The organism is Lutibacter sp. (assembly GCF_016342705.1).
Classification (GTDB): Bacteria; Bacteroidota; Bacteroidia; order Flavobacteriales; family Flavobacteriaceae; genus Lutibacter.
The window spans coordinates 46,358-63,082 of sequence record NZ_JAEINV010000004.1; the positions used below are offsets into that span (position 1 = coordinate 46,358).

The window sequence follows — 16,725 nt, forward strand, 5'->3', positions numbered from 1 at the left end:
TATTTATAGATTAATTGTTTAACTCACTTGCTCACCATTAGCAACGGAATCATTTTCTGGTTCAATAAAAGCCAATTTTCCGTCAGGAGTATCCGTCATTAAAATCATTCCCTGACTCTCAATTCCTTTTAAAACACGTGGCGCTAAGTTTACCAAAACAGTAACTTTTTGACCAATAATTTCTTCTGGTGAAAAAGATTCTGCAATACCAGAAACTATGGTTCTAACATCTAACCCAACGTCTACTTTTAATTGTAGTAATTTTTTAGTTTTTGGAACTTTTACAGCTTCTAAAATAGTTCCAACACGCATGTCTAACTTTGTGAAATCATCAAACTGAATGGTTTCTTTTTGTGGTTCTACCGTTTTATTTTCAGCTTCATTAGCTGCTTTTGTAGCTTCTAACTTATCTAATTGCGCCTGAATTTCTTCATCTTCAATTTTAGCGAATAGTAATTCTGCTTGTCCAATTTTATGACCAGCCTTAATTAATTCAGTAGTTTCAGCAATTGATTTCCAAGCAACACTCTCCGAAATATTTAAAATTCCTTTTAATTTTGTTGATGTAAATGGTAAAAAAGGTTCGCAAACCTCCGCCAAACCTGCAGCAATTTGTAATGCAACATACATAACGGTTTTAACACGTTCTGGAGCTGTTTTTATTGCTTTCCAAGGCTCCTCGTCTGCTAAATACTTGTTTCCTAAACGCGCTAAATTCAACATTTCTTGAGAGGCTTCTCTAAAACGGTAACGCTCAATTGAACTTGCAATAATGGCTGGAAATTTTTGTAATTGCTCTAACGTTTCATCGTCAATAGCGCTAAATTCATTAGGTTCAGGTATAACTCCTTCGTAATATTTGTTGGTTAACACCACTACTCTATTAATGAAATTTCCGAAAATTGCCACCAACTCATTATTATTTCTAGCTTGAAAATCTTTCCAAGTAAAATCGTTGTCTTTTGTTTCTGGTGCATTTGCTGTTAAAGCATAACGCAATACATCTTGCTTTTCAGGAAAATCAATTAAATATTCGTGTAACCAAACTGCCCAGTTTTTAGACGTTGAAATTTTATTTCCTTCTAAATTTAAAAACTCATTTGCCGGTACATTTTCCGGTAAAATATAGCTTCCTTCAGCTTTTAACATTGCTGGAAAAATAATACAATGAAACACAATATTATCTTTACCAATAAAGTGAATTAGCTTGGTGTCTTTATCTTTCCAATAAGGCTCCCAGTCTTTTCCTTCCCTAGCTGCCCATTCTTTGGTTGATGAAATATAGCCAATTGGCGCATCAAACCAAACATACAATACTTTTCCTTCAGCTCCTTCAACAGGCACAGGAATTCCCCAATCTAAATCACGCGTTACTGCACGTGGTTTTAAACCATCATCTAACCAAGATTTAACCTGTCCCAATACATTTGTTTTCCAATCGTTTTTATGACCTTCAACAATCCATTCTCGCAACCAAGTTTCGTATTTATCTAACGGTAAATACCAGTGTTTGGTAACTTTCATGGTTGGAACATTTCCGGTAATGGCAGATTTAGGATTGATTAAATCTGTTGCATTATGACTTGTTCCACATTTTTCACACTGATCTCCGTAACTTTCTTCATTTCCACATTTTGGGCACGTTCCAACAACAAATCTATCTGCTAAAAATTGATTTGCCTCTTCATCATACAATTGTTCCGTAGTTTCTTCAATAAATTTACCTTCATTATATAATTTCTTAAAAAATTCAGAAGCCGTTTTATGATGAATTTCAGCTGAAGTTCTAGAATAATTATCAAAAGAAATACCGAAATCGGAAAATGATTTTTTTATAATCGCATGGTATTTATCAACCACATCTTGTGGTGAAACACCTTCTTTCTTTGCTTTTATGGTAATTGGCACACCGTGTTCATCCGATCCGCATATATATAAAACATCATTTCCAATGTTGCGTAAATAACGTGCATAAATATCTGCAGGCACGTAAACTCCTGCTAAATGACCAATATGCACTGGGCCATTAGTATAAGGCAATGCCGCTGTAATTGTATATCTTTTTGAATTGTTCATCAAAATTTATTTAAGAAAGCACAAAAATAGGCATTATTGTTGATTTTAATAGTTGTTTAAGCGCTGTTTTGTAATAAATTCATTGTAATTTATATATTTGACAATTTGCTTATTTATAGTATTTTTACTAAAAACCATGGGAATGTTCAACAAAAATAAATTATGGCTTTGCACAGTAATGCTTTTAAGTATGTATTGTCATTCTTTTATGTATGCAACAAACCCACAACAAGCGCTTCAACAAATGACCAAAACACTTATAAAACCTCCGTATTTAAAAATTGGAGATACCATAGCTATTGTAGCAACTGCGGGAATTATTAAAGATAAATCTCCTATTTTAAAAGCTAAAGCATTGGCTGAAAGTTGGGGTTTACACGTAATTATTGGAAAAAATACGTTTAACCAAGCAAATCATTTTGCAGGTAAAGATGAAGAGCGTTTGAGTGATTTTCAAGAAGCACTAGACAATAAAAACGTAAAAGCAATTTGGTGTGCCAGAGGCGGTTATGGTACCGTTAGAATTATTGACGATGTTGATTTTAGCAATTTTAAAGAAAATCCGAAATGGATTATCGGTTATTCAGACATTACAGTGTTGCATAGCCATCTTCATAATTTAGGGTTTGAAACCATACACGCAATTTTAGGAACAAGTATGGATTTTAATGAAGAAAAAAACAAACCTTCTATCGAATCGTTTAAAAAAGCCTTATTCGGAGAACCACTTAACTATACTGTAAAAGAATCTAACTACAACAAAATGGGCCATGTAAAAGGACAACTTGTGGGTGGTAATTTATCTATTTTACAAAGTTTATTAGGCTCTAAATCATCTATAAATACAGAAAATAAAATTTTATTTATGGAAGAAATTGGTGAATATCACTACCAGATAGATAGAATGCTATATGCGTTAAAACGCGCCGGATATTTTGATAATTGCAAAGGGTTAATTGTTGGTGGAATGACTAAAATTAGAAAAAATACCACTCCTTGGGGACAAAGTATTGAAGACTTGATTTTAGCCATCACTAAAGAATATAATTTTCCAATTTTATTTGATTTTCCTGCTGGACACGATGTTGAGAATAACGCTTTAATTTTAGGAAGAACTATTGATTTATATGTTACCAAAGAATTTTCAGTGGTAAAATTTAGCGAATAAAAAATGGCAACGCACAACGACCTAGGTAATAAAGGAGAAGAAATTGCAGTAGATTTTCTTCAAAAAAACAACTACAAAATAGTAGAAAAAAATTGGCGTTTTAAAAAAGCGGAAGTTGATATTATTGCCCTTAAAAAAGGTGTGCTAGCTGTTGTGGAAGTAAAAACACGTTCTTCCGATTATTTTGGAGACCCACAAGATTTTGTAAACCAAAAGAAAATTAAACTATTGGTGGAAGCCATTAATGAATATGTAATCTCTAAAAATTTAGATGTTGAAGTTCGATTTGATATAATTGCCATTTTAAAAAATCAAGAGAAATTTGATATTAAACACTTAAAAGATGCCTTTTTCTATTTTTAATTTTTTTGCAATATAGCAGCAATTGCAATTGGCTTATTTTCATTATTAAGCGCCGCAAACGTAAACTGCCCAGTAATTACTTTTTGTCTACAATCATCATACATTTCTTCCATATAAATATCCACCAAAACATCTATTTTAACAGTACCCACATTTACTATTTTTCCAACAACTTCAACAATTGTCCCAGATTTTACAGGTTTTAAAAATTTAATTTTATCTGTAGATACAGTAACCATTTTATTTCGAGTAAAACGAACCGCCGTAATATATGCAACCTCATCCATCCATTTTAAAGCTTCTCCACCAAACAACGTTTCGTGATTATTTAAAGTAGTTGGAAAAATGACTTTAAACTGACTTGTTCCTGAATTTTCAATAGTATTTGACATTTAAAAAATATTTCCGCAAATATAAATAATAAATATTGTTTTATGAACCTACGTTCATTATATTTGTACCTGAAATTAAAAACAATTATTTAAAACCCAATAAATGCCACGACCAGAAAAAAACAGAACCATCTCCCAACCACCTTTAATGAAGGGTTTTAAACCGTTTGGGATTCCACGCTGTAAGGTTGAAGCTGTTAAATTAACTTTTGAAGAATACGAAAGCATACGGTTAGTAAATTATGAAAATCTTGATCAAAAAGAAGCCTCTATTTTAATGAATATTTCTAGACCTACACTTACTAGAATTTACAACAAAGCATTAAAAATTATTGCCAAAGCATTTGTTGAAGGCAAAGCAATTGTAATTGAAGGCGGAAATTATGAATTAAGTCAAGATTGGTACCGATGTAGAAAATGCCATAAACTCATTGAAGCTGATAAAAACCAATCGGATTGTGAGAATTCTGAAGATTGTCACCCAAATGAATTAGTAAATTTAAACAAATAATAAATCGCTAAAAATAATTTTAAAATGAAAAAAATAGCAATACCAGTTGATATTAATAATCAATTAGAAGATCACTTTGGACATTGTGATCATTATGAAATTTATTCAGTTTTCGAAAAAAAAATAGTAGCTGTAAAATCTTTAACTGCAGAGCAAGGTTGCGGATGCAAGTCTAACATTGCCAGTGTTTTAGCTGAACACGGTGTTACTCTTATGTTGGCAGGTGGTATTGGCGCTGGCGCAATTAATGTGCTTAATAAATGTAATATTGATGTTGTTAGAGGCTGCTCAGGAACTATAAATGATATAGTTACTAATTTTATTGAAGATAAATTAATTGATAGTGGCGAAAGTTGTTTACACCATGAACATGAGCATGGTCACGGACATCAATGCAGTCATTAAAATTTAGAAACTAACTTAATAAAAGAGGCTGTTTAATGAGTAATTTTTAAAACAGCCTCTTTGTTTATTTATTTAGGCGAACTATGCTCCAACAAAAAAGCTTTTACATCTTGAAGATGTGCTGGTTTTGCAATAATCTTTTTTGAAGCATCTAAAATAAAATACGTTGGTGTAGATGTAATATTGTATTGTTGCGCAATGTTATTTTGCCATTTTTCAAGTCCTAAAACATTGGTCCATTTTGTAAATTTCTCCGAATAAACTTTAAAACCTAATTCGTCATTTTCTAAAGAAACAGCAATTACCTGAAGGTTTTTAGTGTTTTTAGTATACTCATATAACTCTGGCACTTCAAGTAAGCAATGAGAGCAAGTGGTACTCCAAAAAACCAACATGTAAGTATTTGCATTAGAAATACTAGATAATTTTTGTTGCTTTCCTTTTACATTCCAAGAAAAATCTGGTGCTACTTTACCAATAGCTAATTTAATTTTACTCTCAACTTCCAATACAACTGCAGCATCAACATATTCTTTTGGTAACTTTTTATAAATAGATTCTAACGTGAAATCTACCAAAGTAACATTCTGAATTTGTGTAAAAGCAAACATTAACGTAGCACAAACTTCACTTGCTAAAGAATTATTATCACCAATTTTTTGCATCACTTCAACTACAGCATTTTTATACAAAGCTGTTTGAACTTGTGCATCATCAGACTGACTTAAATAAAAAACATAGTCTATTACTTTTTGATTTATTAAAACTGAATTTCTAAGTTCATTATCATTAAAATCTATAAAATCAAAAAAATGTACTTTTTCACTATTTAAATATTCTTGTGGAGCATTTATAATTTGCGGTGCATAATATTTTTTATTAGCTTTTATAAAATGATGCGCTAATTTACCCACTGAATTAGCTTCATAATTGGTTTGTAAATTTGTATAATTTTTAAAAGTTAAATTATATAGTTCTTTTAACCCTTCTTTTTGTTCTTCTTCAACAGATTTAAAAAAGGTTAATTGAATGGAATCTAAATTTTGACGGATTAGCTCTACTTCATTTACATAATTAGCAAATAACTTATTTTCCTCTGAAGTTATAAAATGCAAGGTTTCAAGCTGATTTTTTGGATCAAATTCCATGTCTACAGATTCATTATTATGAATAAAATCTACATATCCATTGTTTTGTAAATCATAAGATATTCTATACATACCTTTAGGAGTATTTTCCGGTATTGTTATTTTAAATACACCCGAAACAACGTCTACATTTGCAATATAGTTTTGACTTAAACCTTTTAACTGATACAAAATAACCCATTCGTAATTATTGTCTCCTGTCATTGTTCCTTTAACAACATGTTGACTTTGGGCTATGTATGATATAAAAAATAAACTGAAAAGAATTTTTTTGAACATTGTGTTTTTTTTGTTGAAATTATCAATAATCAATCCAAATGTAACTATTTTTATGTTTTTGAATAAAACAACTTTGCATGAATTTTACAAATAAAGTAATTTGGATAACTGGTGCTTCTTCTGGAATTGGAAAAGCGTTAGCAATTGAGCTCTCAAAATTAAACACGAAACTAATTTTATCTTCCAGAAATGAAACGGAATTAGAAAAAGTTAAAAATGAATGTCATTCATCCTCTGAAGTAAAAATTATTCCACTCGATTTAGAAGCATACCAAAGTTTACCTTTAAAAGTTGCAGCGGCCATTTCACTTTTTGGAAAAATAGATATATTATTTAACAATGGCGGCATTAGTCAACGTTCAAAAGCTATAGATACTGCTATTGAGGTAGATAAAAGAATAATGGATGTTAATTATTTTGGAACCATTGCCTTATCCAAAGCACTTTTACCACATTTTATAAATCAAAATTCAGGGCAATTTGTTGTTATTACCAGTGTTGTTGGCAAAGTTGCAACACCAGTACGTTCATCATATTCAGCTTCAAAACACGCATTACACGGCTTTTTTGATAGCTTACGCGCCGAAACCCACCAACATAACATAAAAGTAACGTTAGCGTGTCCTGGTTATGTGAGAACCAATATTTCTATAAATGCTTTAACAGGAAGTGGAGCTGCACAAAACAAAATGGATATTGCTACTAATAATGGTTTATCTCCAGAGTATTTTTCAAAAAAATTATTGATAGCCGTTTCCAAAGAAAAAAATGAAGTGTACATAGCAGGTTTCAGAGAAAAATCTGCCATTTATTTAAAACGCTTTTTTCCTAAAATTTTAGCAAAAATGATTCGAAAAATGGCTGTTACCTAAATAAGTTCCTGTGCTTTAAAATAGAGCACAATTGCTTCTTTTATAAGTACAGTTTGTTCACCCGTTTTTAATGGAGGTAATTCTTCTAAAACTTTATAATGTGGCCAACCATCGGCATCAAAAAAATCAAATTCGTAATATCCGAAAGGTTCTAACAAGCGGCAAATAGCAATATGCATTAAATTCACTTTGTCATCTTTTTGAAACGTCCTTGCGCCTTGCCCTAACTCTTGTACGCCAATTAAATAAATAATAGCATCTACATTTAATTTTTCTCCATCGCCAAATTTGGCCGCTAAAATATCGAGAATAGCATCGTATTCTTCTTTTAATTTTTGATCTCTAGACATTTGAATTTTTTAGTTTGATGGCAAATATACAAATCGATTCATGTATATTTACAAAAACAACGAAATGAATACTTTTGACATCATAATTTCGGCACTTTTACTCTTTGGTTTTATAAGAGGATTATTTAAAGGTTTGTTTGTTGAAGTTGCCAGTTTAGTAGCATTAATTGCTGGTATTTACGGCGCAATTCACTTCTCCTATTTTGTAGGGAATTATTTAGCAAACAGCGTTTCTTGGGATGAAAAATTTGTAACAATAATTTCGTTTTCTATCACTTTTGCCATTATTGTTTTAACAATTACTTTAATTGGAAAACTATTTACCAAAATAGCTGATTTTGCTTCGTTAGGTTTACTAAATAAAATTCTTGGAGGCTTTTTTGGCAGTTTAAAAATTGGATTAATTTTAAGTATTGTACTCATTGTTTTTTCAAAACTAAATAACACCATTCCTTTTGTTTCAGAAGAAGAACAAGAAAATGCTATTTTATTTAAACCAATTAAAATGTTAGCTCCGGCTATTTTCCCTAACTTTTTAAAAGTTGGAGAAGATAAAGAAGATGAAATTATAAATACTTCTACTAATTAATGTTAGTTTTTACAAAAACTAGCGTCAAAGTTTAAAATCAATTTAAAAGTATGCGTACATTTTTACAGTTAATTTTTGTGTTATTTTTTATAATTTTAAGCAGTTGTGCAGATAAAAATGAAGCATCGTTTAGTATTTCGGGGAAAGTTTTAAATTTAAAAGAAAATTATGTGGTCCTTTCCATAGTAGATGATTTTCAAAACAATACTACCACTGTTATTGACACTTTAAAAATTAATAAAAAAGGGGAGTTTAATTCGGTTTATTTTTTGGAACCTGCCCTATATAACTTAACTTTTGATACTGAAAAAACTGTTTTATTAGCCATTGATAAAGGACAGCATATCGTTTTAAATGGTAAAAATATTGAAGCTATTACCGTAAAAGGTTCTGTTGATACCGATTTACTAAATGCGTATGAAGATTTTAGAAAAAAATCGTTAAACCGATTGGTGAATTCCGTTAGAACCCAAATTAAAGAAGTGCAAAAAACAGCTAGTGAACAAGAAATTACTGAATTAAGAGAGCTTGAAGTTGAAAACTATAAAAAGCATATAAATGAACTAACCGCTTTTATTAAAGAAAAAATGGGAACTTCAATTGCTATTTACCCAACATCAATTCGTTGGAATGGTGAAGAAAATTTATTGTTTTATAAAGAATTAACTGCCAGTTTTGAAGAAAAATATCCAACCATAGCAATTACTACTAAATTAAAAAAACGCGTTCAACTGTTAGAAAAAACAAGTGTTGGACGTGTAATTTCAAACATTAAAATGCCAAATGCTGCTGGAACAATTATTGAGCTTGATAGCCTTCGTAAAAAATACACGTTAATAGATTTTTGGGCAAGTTGGTGTCCACCGTGCAGAGCTGAAAGTAGTTTGTTAAATGAATTGTATGCAAATTACAACAAGAAAGGATTTGAAATTTATGGAATTTCATTAGACTCTAAAACCGAAAGCTGGCTAAAAGCGCTTGAGAAAGACCAGCGAATTTGGCCAAATGTTTCCACTGTAGAAGGGTTTAAAACACCTATTTCCATTGAATACGGCATAGCAGCATTACCAACCAATTTTTTAATTGATGAAACCGGAAAAATAGTTGCAACAAACCTACACGGAAAGCATTTAAAAGCTAAAATAGAAACACTTTTTAATTAAATTTCTTTCAACTTATTGGCTGTTGTCCACCCAATTTTTCCGTCAGCTAATTTAATTTTTCTCCAATTATCAAGTTCATCTAAAATTTGAACTTTAGTACCTTCGTGTAACTCAAAAACATCTTCACTAGTATTTGTAGGCGCATTTTTAACATCTACTTTATCCTTAAAAATAATGGCTGTTTTAGTGTTTTTAACAATGTCGTAATTTTTAAATGCAAAAAACGCACTGAGTACCATCATAAAACCTACTAAAATAGACGTATTAAAAAACAATAATTTAACTTTTGTTTCAGATGAAAAATAATAGAATAAAAACAACAAAGCTGCAATAAATGAAGCAGTTACAGCAATAATTGCCCAAGTATCAAAAGAGAATTTTTGAATTACATTGGCGGAAAATCGTTGTAAAAAAGATTTAGGTAACTCTTCAATAACATCAATCGTCATTCTTTTCGCAAAAGCTAAATTAGAAATAGCATCTTCATTTGCAGGGTTTATTTTTAACGCCTTTTCATAGTAATAAATAGATGGCGCCACTTTATTTAATTTGTAATACGAATTTCCTAAATTATAAAACAACTCATCCGATTGAAATCCTTGCTTTTCAATAGACAAATACCCTTCAATTGCTTTGGAATAGTTACCGTTTTTATAAAAAGTATTCGCTTTAGAAAACAACTTTTCTGGCGTTTGTGAATACGACAACACACTAAAAAGTACTACAAAACAAATCACTAATTTTTTCATATTACAAATGTTTATCAATTTTAGTAATCACCTCTTTTGCTTTTTCAAACTCCTGTTCCATCATTACATTTGTTGTTGGCGTATATCGCGCAAAATCACAATCATTTAAAACATCCATAAAATCTTTTATGGTAACTTCTTCAATACCTTTATTTTTTAATATTTCTGAAATTTTTTCTTTTGAAATATCAGAGGTTTCTATTTGTAATTTTGCCTTTAAGAAATTATGTAATGCCTTCTCTAACGCAATATAAAACGCTTCTTTTTTACCCAATTGTTTTTTAGCTTGTGATAGATATTTTTTAGCCAATCTGTCCGCTACTCTAATTTTATTTCCAAAAATATCTCCAGCACGTTCTGCACGTTTTTTACCTATAAAAATGGCAATTGGTATGGCTAAAAATGGTAACAATAACAATAAATAAAATGCTGTTGAATGTAAAAATTCTGGCTCTTTAATTGGTTTAAATTCCGTATCTAAATCAATATACCTAAAGTTGTTGTTATTAGCAACCACTTTTTGCTTTATAGTTGAAGTTGAATCTACTGTTGAAGGCAAATCTTTACCTTCTAGCACTTCCATAATAATAGCGTCTACCTGAATGGTTTTATACTTCTTTTCAGTAGTGTTAAAATAGGAAAAACTAACCTCAGGAATTTTATACTTTCCTTTATATTGCGGTACCACCGTGTAAATATCTGAAATACTTCCTCTTAAACCATTTAAAGATGTTGAAACTTCTTCTTTATGTTCTGGGGTGTACACTTCCAATTCTGTTGGTGTGGTTATTTTAGGGATTTCGAATAATTTTAAATTTCCTCTACCTGTAACTTCTACTATTATTTGAGCTGCGTCATTTGCTTTTAGCTGATTTTTATCTGCTACAACTTTAAAATCAAATTCACCAACTGCACCCGTAAAATCAATTGGTTTCCCAGCTTCTGGCAACTCTTTTACTTTTACATTTCTTATAGCTGAAGCAGTTGAATAGTTAATGTTTCTGGTAATCATATTCCCAAAAAAGTCGCCTCTTCCTGTAGGAATTCCTACAGAAAAGTCCATTATCATTGGTTCAATAATTAATTCTCCGGCTCTTTGTGGAATTAAAACGGCTTTTTTAAGTACTATATATCTATAATCTTCTCCATTATATTTTCCTTTTTGCACATTGATTTCACTCACCTCAATATCTTGATTCCAAAATCCGTTATATTGTGGAGATTCCGTAACTCTCCAATCATTTACGCTTATGTTTTCACTAACAAAAAGTTTGTACACCACATAAATTCCCTCACCTACATACGGGCTTAAATTTGAAACTTCCGCTACCAAATGGATGTTTTGTTGTGCTACATACTCTGGATTATTTGGATCTTTTGGAATTTCTACCGCTTTAGAAACGGTAATTTTTACAGGATTAGATTTAATGGTTTCTCCTTCATATTCAATAGTTGCAGGTTCAATAATAAATTCCCCTTCACTTTTAGGCTCTACAATATAAATATACGATTGTGAAAAACTTGCTTTACCGTTAATCCACGATTGATTTACAGATGAACTTGGGCCACCTACCACTTTAAAATTATTAAAAGATGGCGGTCTAAAATTATCTGCACCTTGTTTGTTTACAGAAAATTCTACTCTAAAACGTTGATTTACGCCTAAAGTATTTTTGCTCACAGATGTTTCAAACTCAATTTGAGCAAAAAATACTTGTGATGTAAGTACTAAAAAACCTAGTATGTAAAACTTCATTAATTTCATTGGTTCAAAAATTGGTTATTGTTATAAATTACCAGTCTTTTTCTTGTTTAATTTTTCTACCTTTTGATTTTTGCTCATTCATCTTTTGTTGTGTTTTATTTTCTTCATTATTCATAGCATCCAACAATTGTTTCATTTGCTCTGGCGATAATTGATTTGGACGCGGTTGTGGTTGCTCTTTTTTCTCAGGATCTTGTTTATCATCCTTCTTTTCATCGCCTTTATCATCTTTTTTGTCCTTTCCTTTATCTTTATCGTCTTTTTTATCTTGATTTTTATCTTTATCGCCGCCGTCTTTATCTTTATTATCTTTATTCTTATCGTCTTTATTATCCTTATTATCTTTATCTTGTTGGTCTTTCAAAAGTTTTTGAGCCAATGCTAAGTTATAGCGAGTTTCATCGTCTTTTGAATTATTTCTCATAGAGTTTTTATAAGCTTCAACTGCTTGTGCATATTGTTTTTCTTTCATAAAAGAATTTCCCATATTATGAAAAATCTCCGCTTTACTCATTTTATCTTTAGTTGCTTTTGCTGACAATTCATAATTTGCAATCGCTTCTTTACTTCTTCCTTGTTGATAAATGGTGTTTCCTAAATTATATGCCGCTTTACCATAATTTGGGTTTTTAGAAAGTGCTTTTTTATAAGCAACTTCTGCATCGGAAAATTTTAATTGATTGTACAGTTTATTTCCTTCCCTTACCTCAGTTCTTGCTTCGCGCTCTAATTGTTCTTGATTAGGCTGTTGGGCAAATAACATTGTTGTAAACGTTAAAAATACTATGATTAAACTATTTCTTTTCATTGAATAAATTTAATTTTTGAATCCATTTCGTTTTCTTCTCTAGCAATAATACATCTATTAAAAGGAATAATAAGCCAAAACCTATAAACCACTGAAATTGGTCTTTATAATCTGAAAATTGTTTAGTTTCAAATTCGTTTTTTTCGGCTTTTAACAATAAATCTTCAATGGTTTTAATAGTTTCTTGAGTTCTATTTCCATCAATGTATTTTCCGTTTCCTTCCGAAGCAATTTCACTTAAAACCTCTGGCTTTAATTGCGTAATAACAACTTCTCCTTTATTGTCTTTTTTATAACTTATAACATTTCCATTTTCTTTAATTGGAATTGGACCACCTTTTTCTGTTCCAATACCAATAGTGAAAATTTTAATTCCTGCTTTGGTAGCATCTTCAGCCGCGTAAGCAACATTTTCTTCGTGATCTTCACCATCAGAAACAATAAATAAAAATCTATTGGTTCTTTCTTTCATATCAAAATACGTAATTCCTCTGTTAATGGCTTCGTTAATAGCAGTTCCTTGGCTTGACACCATATCTGGATCAGCATTTTGTAAAAACATTTTTGCTGCAGCGTGGTCAGTTGTTATTGGTAATAATGGATAGGAATTTCCCGCATAAATAATAACTCCAACTCTATCACTTCCTAAATTATCTATAATTTTAGTAATTATTTGCTTGGCTTTTTCCAATCTACTTGGCGCAATATCTTCTGCTAACATACTTTTAGAAACGTCTAAAGCAAAAACAATATCAACTCCTTGTCGCTTTATAGTTTCCAGCTTTGTTCCCATTTTTGGATTAACCAATGCTATAACCAAAAATGCTAAAGCAACGCAAATTACTCCAATTTTTAAGAAAGATTTGAAGGTAGACATTTGTGGACTTAATTTTTCCATTAAACCACTGTCTGCAAATTGTTTTTGTTTTCTTTTTTTCCACCACAACACCAACAAAAACAACACAAATATTACTGGAATACTTGCTAAATATATAAAATATGTTGGTTCTTCTAATTGATACATTTCTTATTAGTTTAATGGTTTAATAGTTGAATGGTTTATTTGCGCTTTTCGTAAAGCATTTAACATTCTCGATATTTTACCTATTTCTACCCTTACTTTGACATAATTTTCTTCTGAAATAAAATTTAATTCTTTTGATATAATTACTTGATTTAAAACTTCCATTAATGAGCTAAAAGCCAAAGTTGTAAAATGAGCTTTATCCTTATTAGTTTGTCTTGAAGTTCCTTCAGCTAAATTAGATGCAATTGAAACTGATGCTCTTCTTAACTGACTTACCAATCCATACTTTTCATTTTCTGGAAAATTAGTTGTTAATTGATATATTGTTTTTGATAAATCAACAGAACACTTCCAAACTTCTAATTTTTCAAATGAAAATTCATACTCCATAACTTTTACACTTTTCAACTAAAACACCTATCAACTAAATTTAAATAAAACTTTTAAAAATTGTGTGTTTTAATAACATTTCAATAAAAATTAGCAGACCTGCTAATAGTACTAAAATTCTATAATCTTCTTGATAATTATAATATTTAAACTCTTCAATTTCTGTTTTTTCTAGCTTATTTATTTCATTATAAATAGCTTTTAACTTTGTGTTATCAGTAGCTCTAAAATATTTTCCCCCGGTTTCTTTAGCAATATATTTTAATAAAGCTTCATCAATTTCAACGGGTGAATTTCTAAATAATAACTGACCCGTTCTTGGATCTTTTGCATAAGGAAAAGAAGCCATTCCGTTTGTTCCTAATCCAATGGTGTATACTTTAATTCCAAGTCCAATCGCTAATTCTGTAGCCGTTTTAGGATCAACAAAACCTGTATTGTTTACACCATCTGTTAATAAAATAATTACTTTGCTTTTAGCTTTGCTATCTTTTAATCTGTTTACAGCAGAACCCAATCCCATTCCTATCGCTGTTCCGCCATCTAGCTCTCCCCAATTTAGTTCTGAAATTGTTTTTTGAACAATTCTTTTATCACTTGTAATTGGTGTTTGTGTAAAACTTTCACCCGCATATACTACAATTCCAATTCTATCATTTGGACGTTGATTTACAAATTGTGCTGCTACTTTTTTTAGTGCTTCTAGTCTATTTGGTTTTAAATCTCGCGCTAACATACTTGCAGAAACATCTATTGCCATTACAATATCAATTCCTTTATTAGTTTTAGTATGCTGACTCACTGAAACTATTCTTGGTCTAGCCAAAGCAATAATTAACAGCGCAATTGCCAATATTCTTAAAATTGCCAATATTGGTTTTAGCTTGGCAACAATAGACGTTTTAGCTTGAAAACCTTTGGTGCTTGACACCAATAAACTTGTACTATCATTTTTTCTAATTAAAAAATACCAAACAGCTAACAATGGTATTAATAGTAATAACCATAAAAACTGCGGATGTAAAAATTCAAAATTTCTTAACATTGGTTATGGTTTTATACGCACAGAATTGATAATTCGTTCACTTATTTTATTAGCATTAGTTTCATTTTTTAAATTTGAAACTATTACTTGTCTCATACTTTTAGTATCAGCAAAAAATAACATTGTTAATTTATAATCTGTTAATTCAGACGTTAATAAACTTTTTCTTTGATAATTTACAGTTACTTTTTTTCCTTCCAATCCGTTATTTGTAATTGATTCTTCTTCATAATTTGAAAAAATTGTACCCATACTTTGTTCCATTTCTTTTAATGATCCCTTTACGCCTGCATCCAAATCTATATTTCCCATTTCTCTTAGAAAATTTGTTGAATTAACAGCAATATAAAAATCACTAATTAAACTACCAAAGGTATGAATTGTATAATCTCCAACAACCGACATTACGCTTTCTGGCAAGTGAACCGATTCTAATTTTAATAATTCTGGAGTTTCTATTGTAACTTCAGGAAAACCATAACTAGCTGTGTACCATTGGCTATCTATCATTTCAGATGTTGTAGATCCAATCACATTTTGTTTTACATATTTATAGCCAAAATAGCCCAGTACACTTAGAATTAAAATAAGAACTGCAACAATTATTAAAATGTACTTTACTACATTATTTTTCTTTTTCTTAACTAGCTTTTCTATTGATTGAATCGCAGTATCTATGTTGCTTTCAACTTCCACAGGATCGTTTTTATGAACCGCAACTTGTGTGTCTTTTAAAATTAATTCAACCGTATTTCTATCCTCTTTAATTTCTTCAACAATTGGGTTAGATTTGGCGAATTTCACTAAATCGGCACTTTGCAATACTCTTTTTAACTGTTGAATTGTTTCTTTAGAAATACCTATATTACTAGATTCATTAAAATCATTAATTGTTTCAATTAACTCATTTGTGGTAGATTCTAACGCTGGAATATTAATGTCCTTTTCTATATAAGTTCTAACAATATCTGTTAATTCTGAATAATAAATTTTAACTTTATTTTGTTGCAATAACTGTTTTTCATCTAATTCTTTTAAACGTTTAAACGCTTCTTGAATTGGTGCTACATACACAACAATTTCTTTCTCTTTTTTCTTTCTGAAAATAAAATACAATGCAACTCCAATTAATGCTACTAATAAAAGCAACCACCACAATAAATGCTTGTAATCATCAAAAGTTTTTGGTTCACTTTTAATGGATTTAATTTCAAACATTTTTTGCTTAAGCGTATCAACTTGTACGGTTGCAACATTAATCAACAAAGAGTCTGTTAAATATTTTGAATTATTAATTAAAATTTGTTGTCTTGGAATAATATATACCCCGCTATCAAAACTAGTTAATAAATACTTTTTTTCAAGTTGGCTTTTTAAAGTGTCTGTTGGTAAAGCTTCTACAAGTTCTACTTTTCCTAAACTATCTAATTTTATCGTTGGAAAAACAATATTGCTATTGCCTTTAACTGCAATTTTAAATTGAATTTGTTCTCCAATTTTAATGGAAGTTTTATCAACTGAAATTGACACAGGATTTTCTTGAGAATAGCTCAATAATCCTATAAAAAATATGCTAAATAAAAAAAGTTTTTTCATTTTAAATGCGTTCAACCCAATCAATTTCA

18 protein-coding genes are annotated in these 16,725 nt (G+C 30.3%); 7 read left to right on the forward strand and 11 right to left on the reverse strand.

The annotated features are described in order from the left end of the window. Positions 1-18: 18 nt before the first annotated feature. Positions 19-2,076 carry a methionine--tRNA ligase gene (gene metG, locus JEY78_RS05065; protein ID WP_291847498.1) on the reverse strand — a complete coding sequence of 686 codons (2,058 nt, stop codon included), beginning with the start codon at positions 2,074-2,076 and terminating at the stop codon, positions 19-21. A 142-nt stretch (positions 2,077-2,218) separates the two neighbouring features. Between metG and JEY78_RS05070 the strand changes: the two genes are divergently transcribed. After that, positions 2,219-3,244, forward strand: coding sequence for an LD-carboxypeptidase (locus JEY78_RS05070; protein ID WP_291847500.1), 1,026 nt, complete (start codon positions 2,219-2,221; stop codon positions 3,242-3,244). 3 nt (positions 3,245-3,247) lie between these two features. Continuing rightward, positions 3,248-3,607, forward strand: coding sequence for a YraN family protein (locus JEY78_RS05075; protein ID WP_291847502.1), 360 nt, complete (start codon positions 3,248-3,250; stop codon positions 3,605-3,607). Here JEY78_RS05075 and JEY78_RS05080 read toward each other — a convergent pair. Then, positions 3,604-3,999: a hotdog domain-containing protein gene (locus JEY78_RS05080; RefSeq protein ID WP_291847504.1), complete on the reverse strand. Its 396-nt coding sequence runs from the start codon at positions 3,997-3,999 to the stop codon at positions 3,604-3,606. The two genes, JEY78_RS05075 and JEY78_RS05080, sit on opposite strands and share 4 nt — an antisense overlap. 103 nt (positions 4,000-4,102) lie before the next feature. Here JEY78_RS05080 and JEY78_RS05085 point away from each other — a divergent pair, with 103 nt between their 5' ends. Both JEY78_RS05085 and JEY78_RS05090 read left to right on the forward strand, forming a co-directional pair. Further along, entirely contained in the window at positions 4,103-4,510 is a 408-nt protein-coding gene (locus tag JEY78_RS05085; protein WP_291847506.1) for a DUF134 domain-containing protein, read from the forward strand. Between the two features lie 24 nt (positions 4,511-4,534). Beyond that, positions 4,535-4,915, forward strand: coding sequence for a NifB/NifX family molybdenum-iron cluster-binding protein (locus tag JEY78_RS05090; RefSeq protein WP_291847508.1), 381 nt, complete (start codon positions 4,535-4,537; stop codon positions 4,913-4,915). Between the two features lie 68 nt (positions 4,916-4,983). Here the strand turns inward: JEY78_RS05090 and JEY78_RS05095 are convergent, their stop codons facing one another. Then, a complete protein-coding gene (locus tag JEY78_RS05095; RefSeq protein ID WP_291847510.1) occupies positions 4,984-6,342 on the reverse strand; it encodes a TlpA disulfide reductase family protein in 1,359 nt (452 codons plus the stop codon). Between the two features lie 77 nt (positions 6,343-6,419). On the opposite strand from JEY78_RS05095, the gene JEY78_RS05100 reads away from it, so the two are divergent. Then, a complete protein-coding gene (locus JEY78_RS05100; RefSeq protein WP_291847512.1) occupies positions 6,420-7,214 on the forward strand; it encodes an SDR family oxidoreductase in 795 nt (264 codons plus the stop codon). Here JEY78_RS05100 and JEY78_RS05105 read toward each other — a convergent pair. Further along, the gene (locus tag JEY78_RS05105) at positions 7,211-7,564 is read right to left on the reverse strand and encodes a hypothetical protein (protein WP_291847514.1); all 354 of its coding nucleotides are present in this window, start codon (positions 7,562-7,564) and stop codon (positions 7,211-7,213) included. The genes JEY78_RS05100 and JEY78_RS05105 overlap by 4 nt on opposite strands. 64 nt (positions 7,565-7,628) lie before the next feature. Between JEY78_RS05105 and JEY78_RS05110 the strand changes: the two genes are divergently transcribed. Then, entirely contained in the window at positions 7,629-8,153 is a 525-nt protein-coding gene (locus JEY78_RS05110) for a CvpA family protein (RefSeq protein WP_291847516.1), read from the forward strand. 50 nt (positions 8,154-8,203) lie between these two features. Then, a complete protein-coding gene (locus JEY78_RS05115; protein ID WP_291847518.1) occupies positions 8,204-9,316 on the forward strand; it encodes a TlpA disulfide reductase family protein in 1,113 nt (370 codons plus the stop codon). On the opposite strand, the gene JEY78_RS05120 is transcribed toward JEY78_RS05115, so the two are convergent. From JEY78_RS05120 to JEY78_RS05150, 7 genes are read right to left on the reverse strand one after another with little or no spacing between them, the layout of a single operon-like run. Then, positions 9,313-10,065 carry a tetratricopeptide repeat protein gene (locus tag JEY78_RS05120; protein ID WP_291847521.1) on the reverse strand — a complete coding sequence of 251 codons (753 nt, stop codon included), beginning with the start codon at positions 10,063-10,065 and terminating at the stop codon, positions 9,313-9,315. The genes JEY78_RS05115 and JEY78_RS05120 overlap by 4 nt on opposite strands. Position 10,066: 1 nt before the next feature. Beyond that, entirely contained in the window at positions 10,067-11,821 is a 1,755-nt protein-coding gene (locus JEY78_RS05125) for a BatD family protein (RefSeq protein ID WP_367158767.1), read from the reverse strand. 37 nt (positions 11,822-11,858) lie between these two features. Beyond that, positions 11,859-12,638, reverse strand: a complete 780-nt coding sequence (locus JEY78_RS05130) for a tetratricopeptide repeat protein (protein WP_291847528.1) — start codon at positions 12,636-12,638, stop codon at positions 11,859-11,861. Then, the gene (locus JEY78_RS05135; protein ID WP_291847531.1) at positions 12,625-13,662 is read right to left on the reverse strand and encodes a VWA domain-containing protein; all 1,038 of its coding nucleotides are present in this window, start codon (positions 13,660-13,662) and stop codon (positions 12,625-12,627) included. Before JEY78_RS05135 ends, JEY78_RS05130 begins: the two co-directional genes overlap by 14 nt. Before the next feature lie 6 nt (positions 13,663-13,668). After that, on the reverse strand, positions 13,669-14,055 hold the full coding sequence (locus tag JEY78_RS05140; RefSeq protein WP_291847534.1) for a four helix bundle protein: 387 nt from the start codon (positions 14,053-14,055) through the stop codon (positions 13,669-13,671). A gap of 40 nt (positions 14,056-14,095) precedes the next feature. Next, positions 14,096-15,100, reverse strand: coding sequence for a VWA domain-containing protein (locus JEY78_RS05145; RefSeq protein ID WP_291847537.1), 1,005 nt, complete (start codon positions 15,098-15,100; stop codon positions 14,096-14,098). Positions 15,101-15,103: 3 nt separating this feature from the next. Further along, positions 15,104-16,696, reverse strand: coding sequence for a hypothetical protein (locus tag JEY78_RS05150; RefSeq protein WP_291847540.1), 1,593 nt, complete (start codon positions 16,694-16,696; stop codon positions 15,104-15,106). Between the last annotated feature and the right edge of the window lie 29 nt (positions 16,697-16,725).

Bases quoted from the DNA above. Each gene is read 5' to 3' on its own strand.
- JEY78_RS05120 (WP_291847521.1), bottom strand. From the start codon at position 10,065: ATGAAAAAATTAGTGATTTGTTTTGTAGTACTTTTTAGTGTGTTGTCG.
- JEY78_RS05130 (WP_291847528.1), bottom strand. From the start codon at position 12,638: ATGAAAAGAAATAGTTTAATCATAGTATTTTTAACGTTTACAACAATG.
- JEY78_RS05070 (WP_291847500.1), top strand. From the start codon at position 2,219: ATGTTCAACAAAAATAAATTATGGCTTTGCACAGTAATGCTTTTAAGT.
- JEY78_RS05135 (WP_291847531.1), bottom strand. From the start codon at position 13,662: ATGTATCAATTAGAAGAACCAACATATTTTATATATTTAGCAAGTATT.
- JEY78_RS05110 (WP_291847516.1), top strand. From the start codon at position 7,629: ATGAATACTTTTGACATCATAATTTCGGCACTTTTACTCTTTGGTTTT.
- JEY78_RS05145 (WP_291847537.1), bottom strand. From the start codon at position 15,100: ATGTTAAGAAATTTTGAATTTTTACATCCGCAGTTTTTATGGTTATTA.
- metG (WP_291847498.1), bottom strand. From the start codon at position 2,076: ATGAACAATTCAAAAAGATATACAATTACAGCGGCATTGCCTTATACT.
- JEY78_RS05090 (WP_291847508.1), top strand. From the start codon at position 4,535: ATGAAAAAAATAGCAATACCAGTTGATATTAATAATCAATTAGAAGAT.
- JEY78_RS05100 (WP_291847512.1), top strand. From the start codon at position 6,420: ATGAATTTTACAAATAAAGTAATTTGGATAACTGGTGCTTCTTCTGGA.
- JEY78_RS05140 (WP_291847534.1), bottom strand. From the start codon at position 14,055: ATGGAGTATGAATTTTCATTTGAAAAATTAGAAGTTTGGAAGTGTTCT.
- JEY78_RS05075 (WP_291847502.1), top strand. From the start codon at position 3,248: ATGGCAACGCACAACGACCTAGGTAATAAAGGAGAAGAAATTGCAGTA.
- JEY78_RS05095 (WP_291847510.1), bottom strand. From the start codon at position 6,342: ATGTTCAAAAAAATTCTTTTCAGTTTATTTTTTATATCATACATAGCC.
- JEY78_RS05150 (WP_291847540.1), bottom strand. From the start codon at position 16,696: ATGAAAAAACTTTTTTTATTTAGCATATTTTTTATAGGATTATTGAGC.
- JEY78_RS05105 (WP_291847514.1), bottom strand. From the start codon at position 7,564: ATGTCTAGAGATCAAAAATTAAAAGAAGAATACGATGCTATTCTCGAT.
- JEY78_RS05085 (WP_291847506.1), top strand. From the start codon at position 4,103: ATGCCACGACCAGAAAAAAACAGAACCATCTCCCAACCACCTTTAATG.
- JEY78_RS05125 (WP_367158767.1), bottom strand. From the start codon at position 11,821: ATGAAGTTTTACATACTAGGTTTTTTAGTACTTACATCACAAGTATTT.
- JEY78_RS05080 (WP_291847504.1), bottom strand. From the start codon at position 3,999: ATGTCAAATACTATTGAAAATTCAGGAACAAGTCAGTTTAAAGTCATT.
- JEY78_RS05115 (WP_291847518.1), top strand. From the start codon at position 8,204: ATGCGTACATTTTTACAGTTAATTTTTGTGTTATTTTTTATAATTTTA.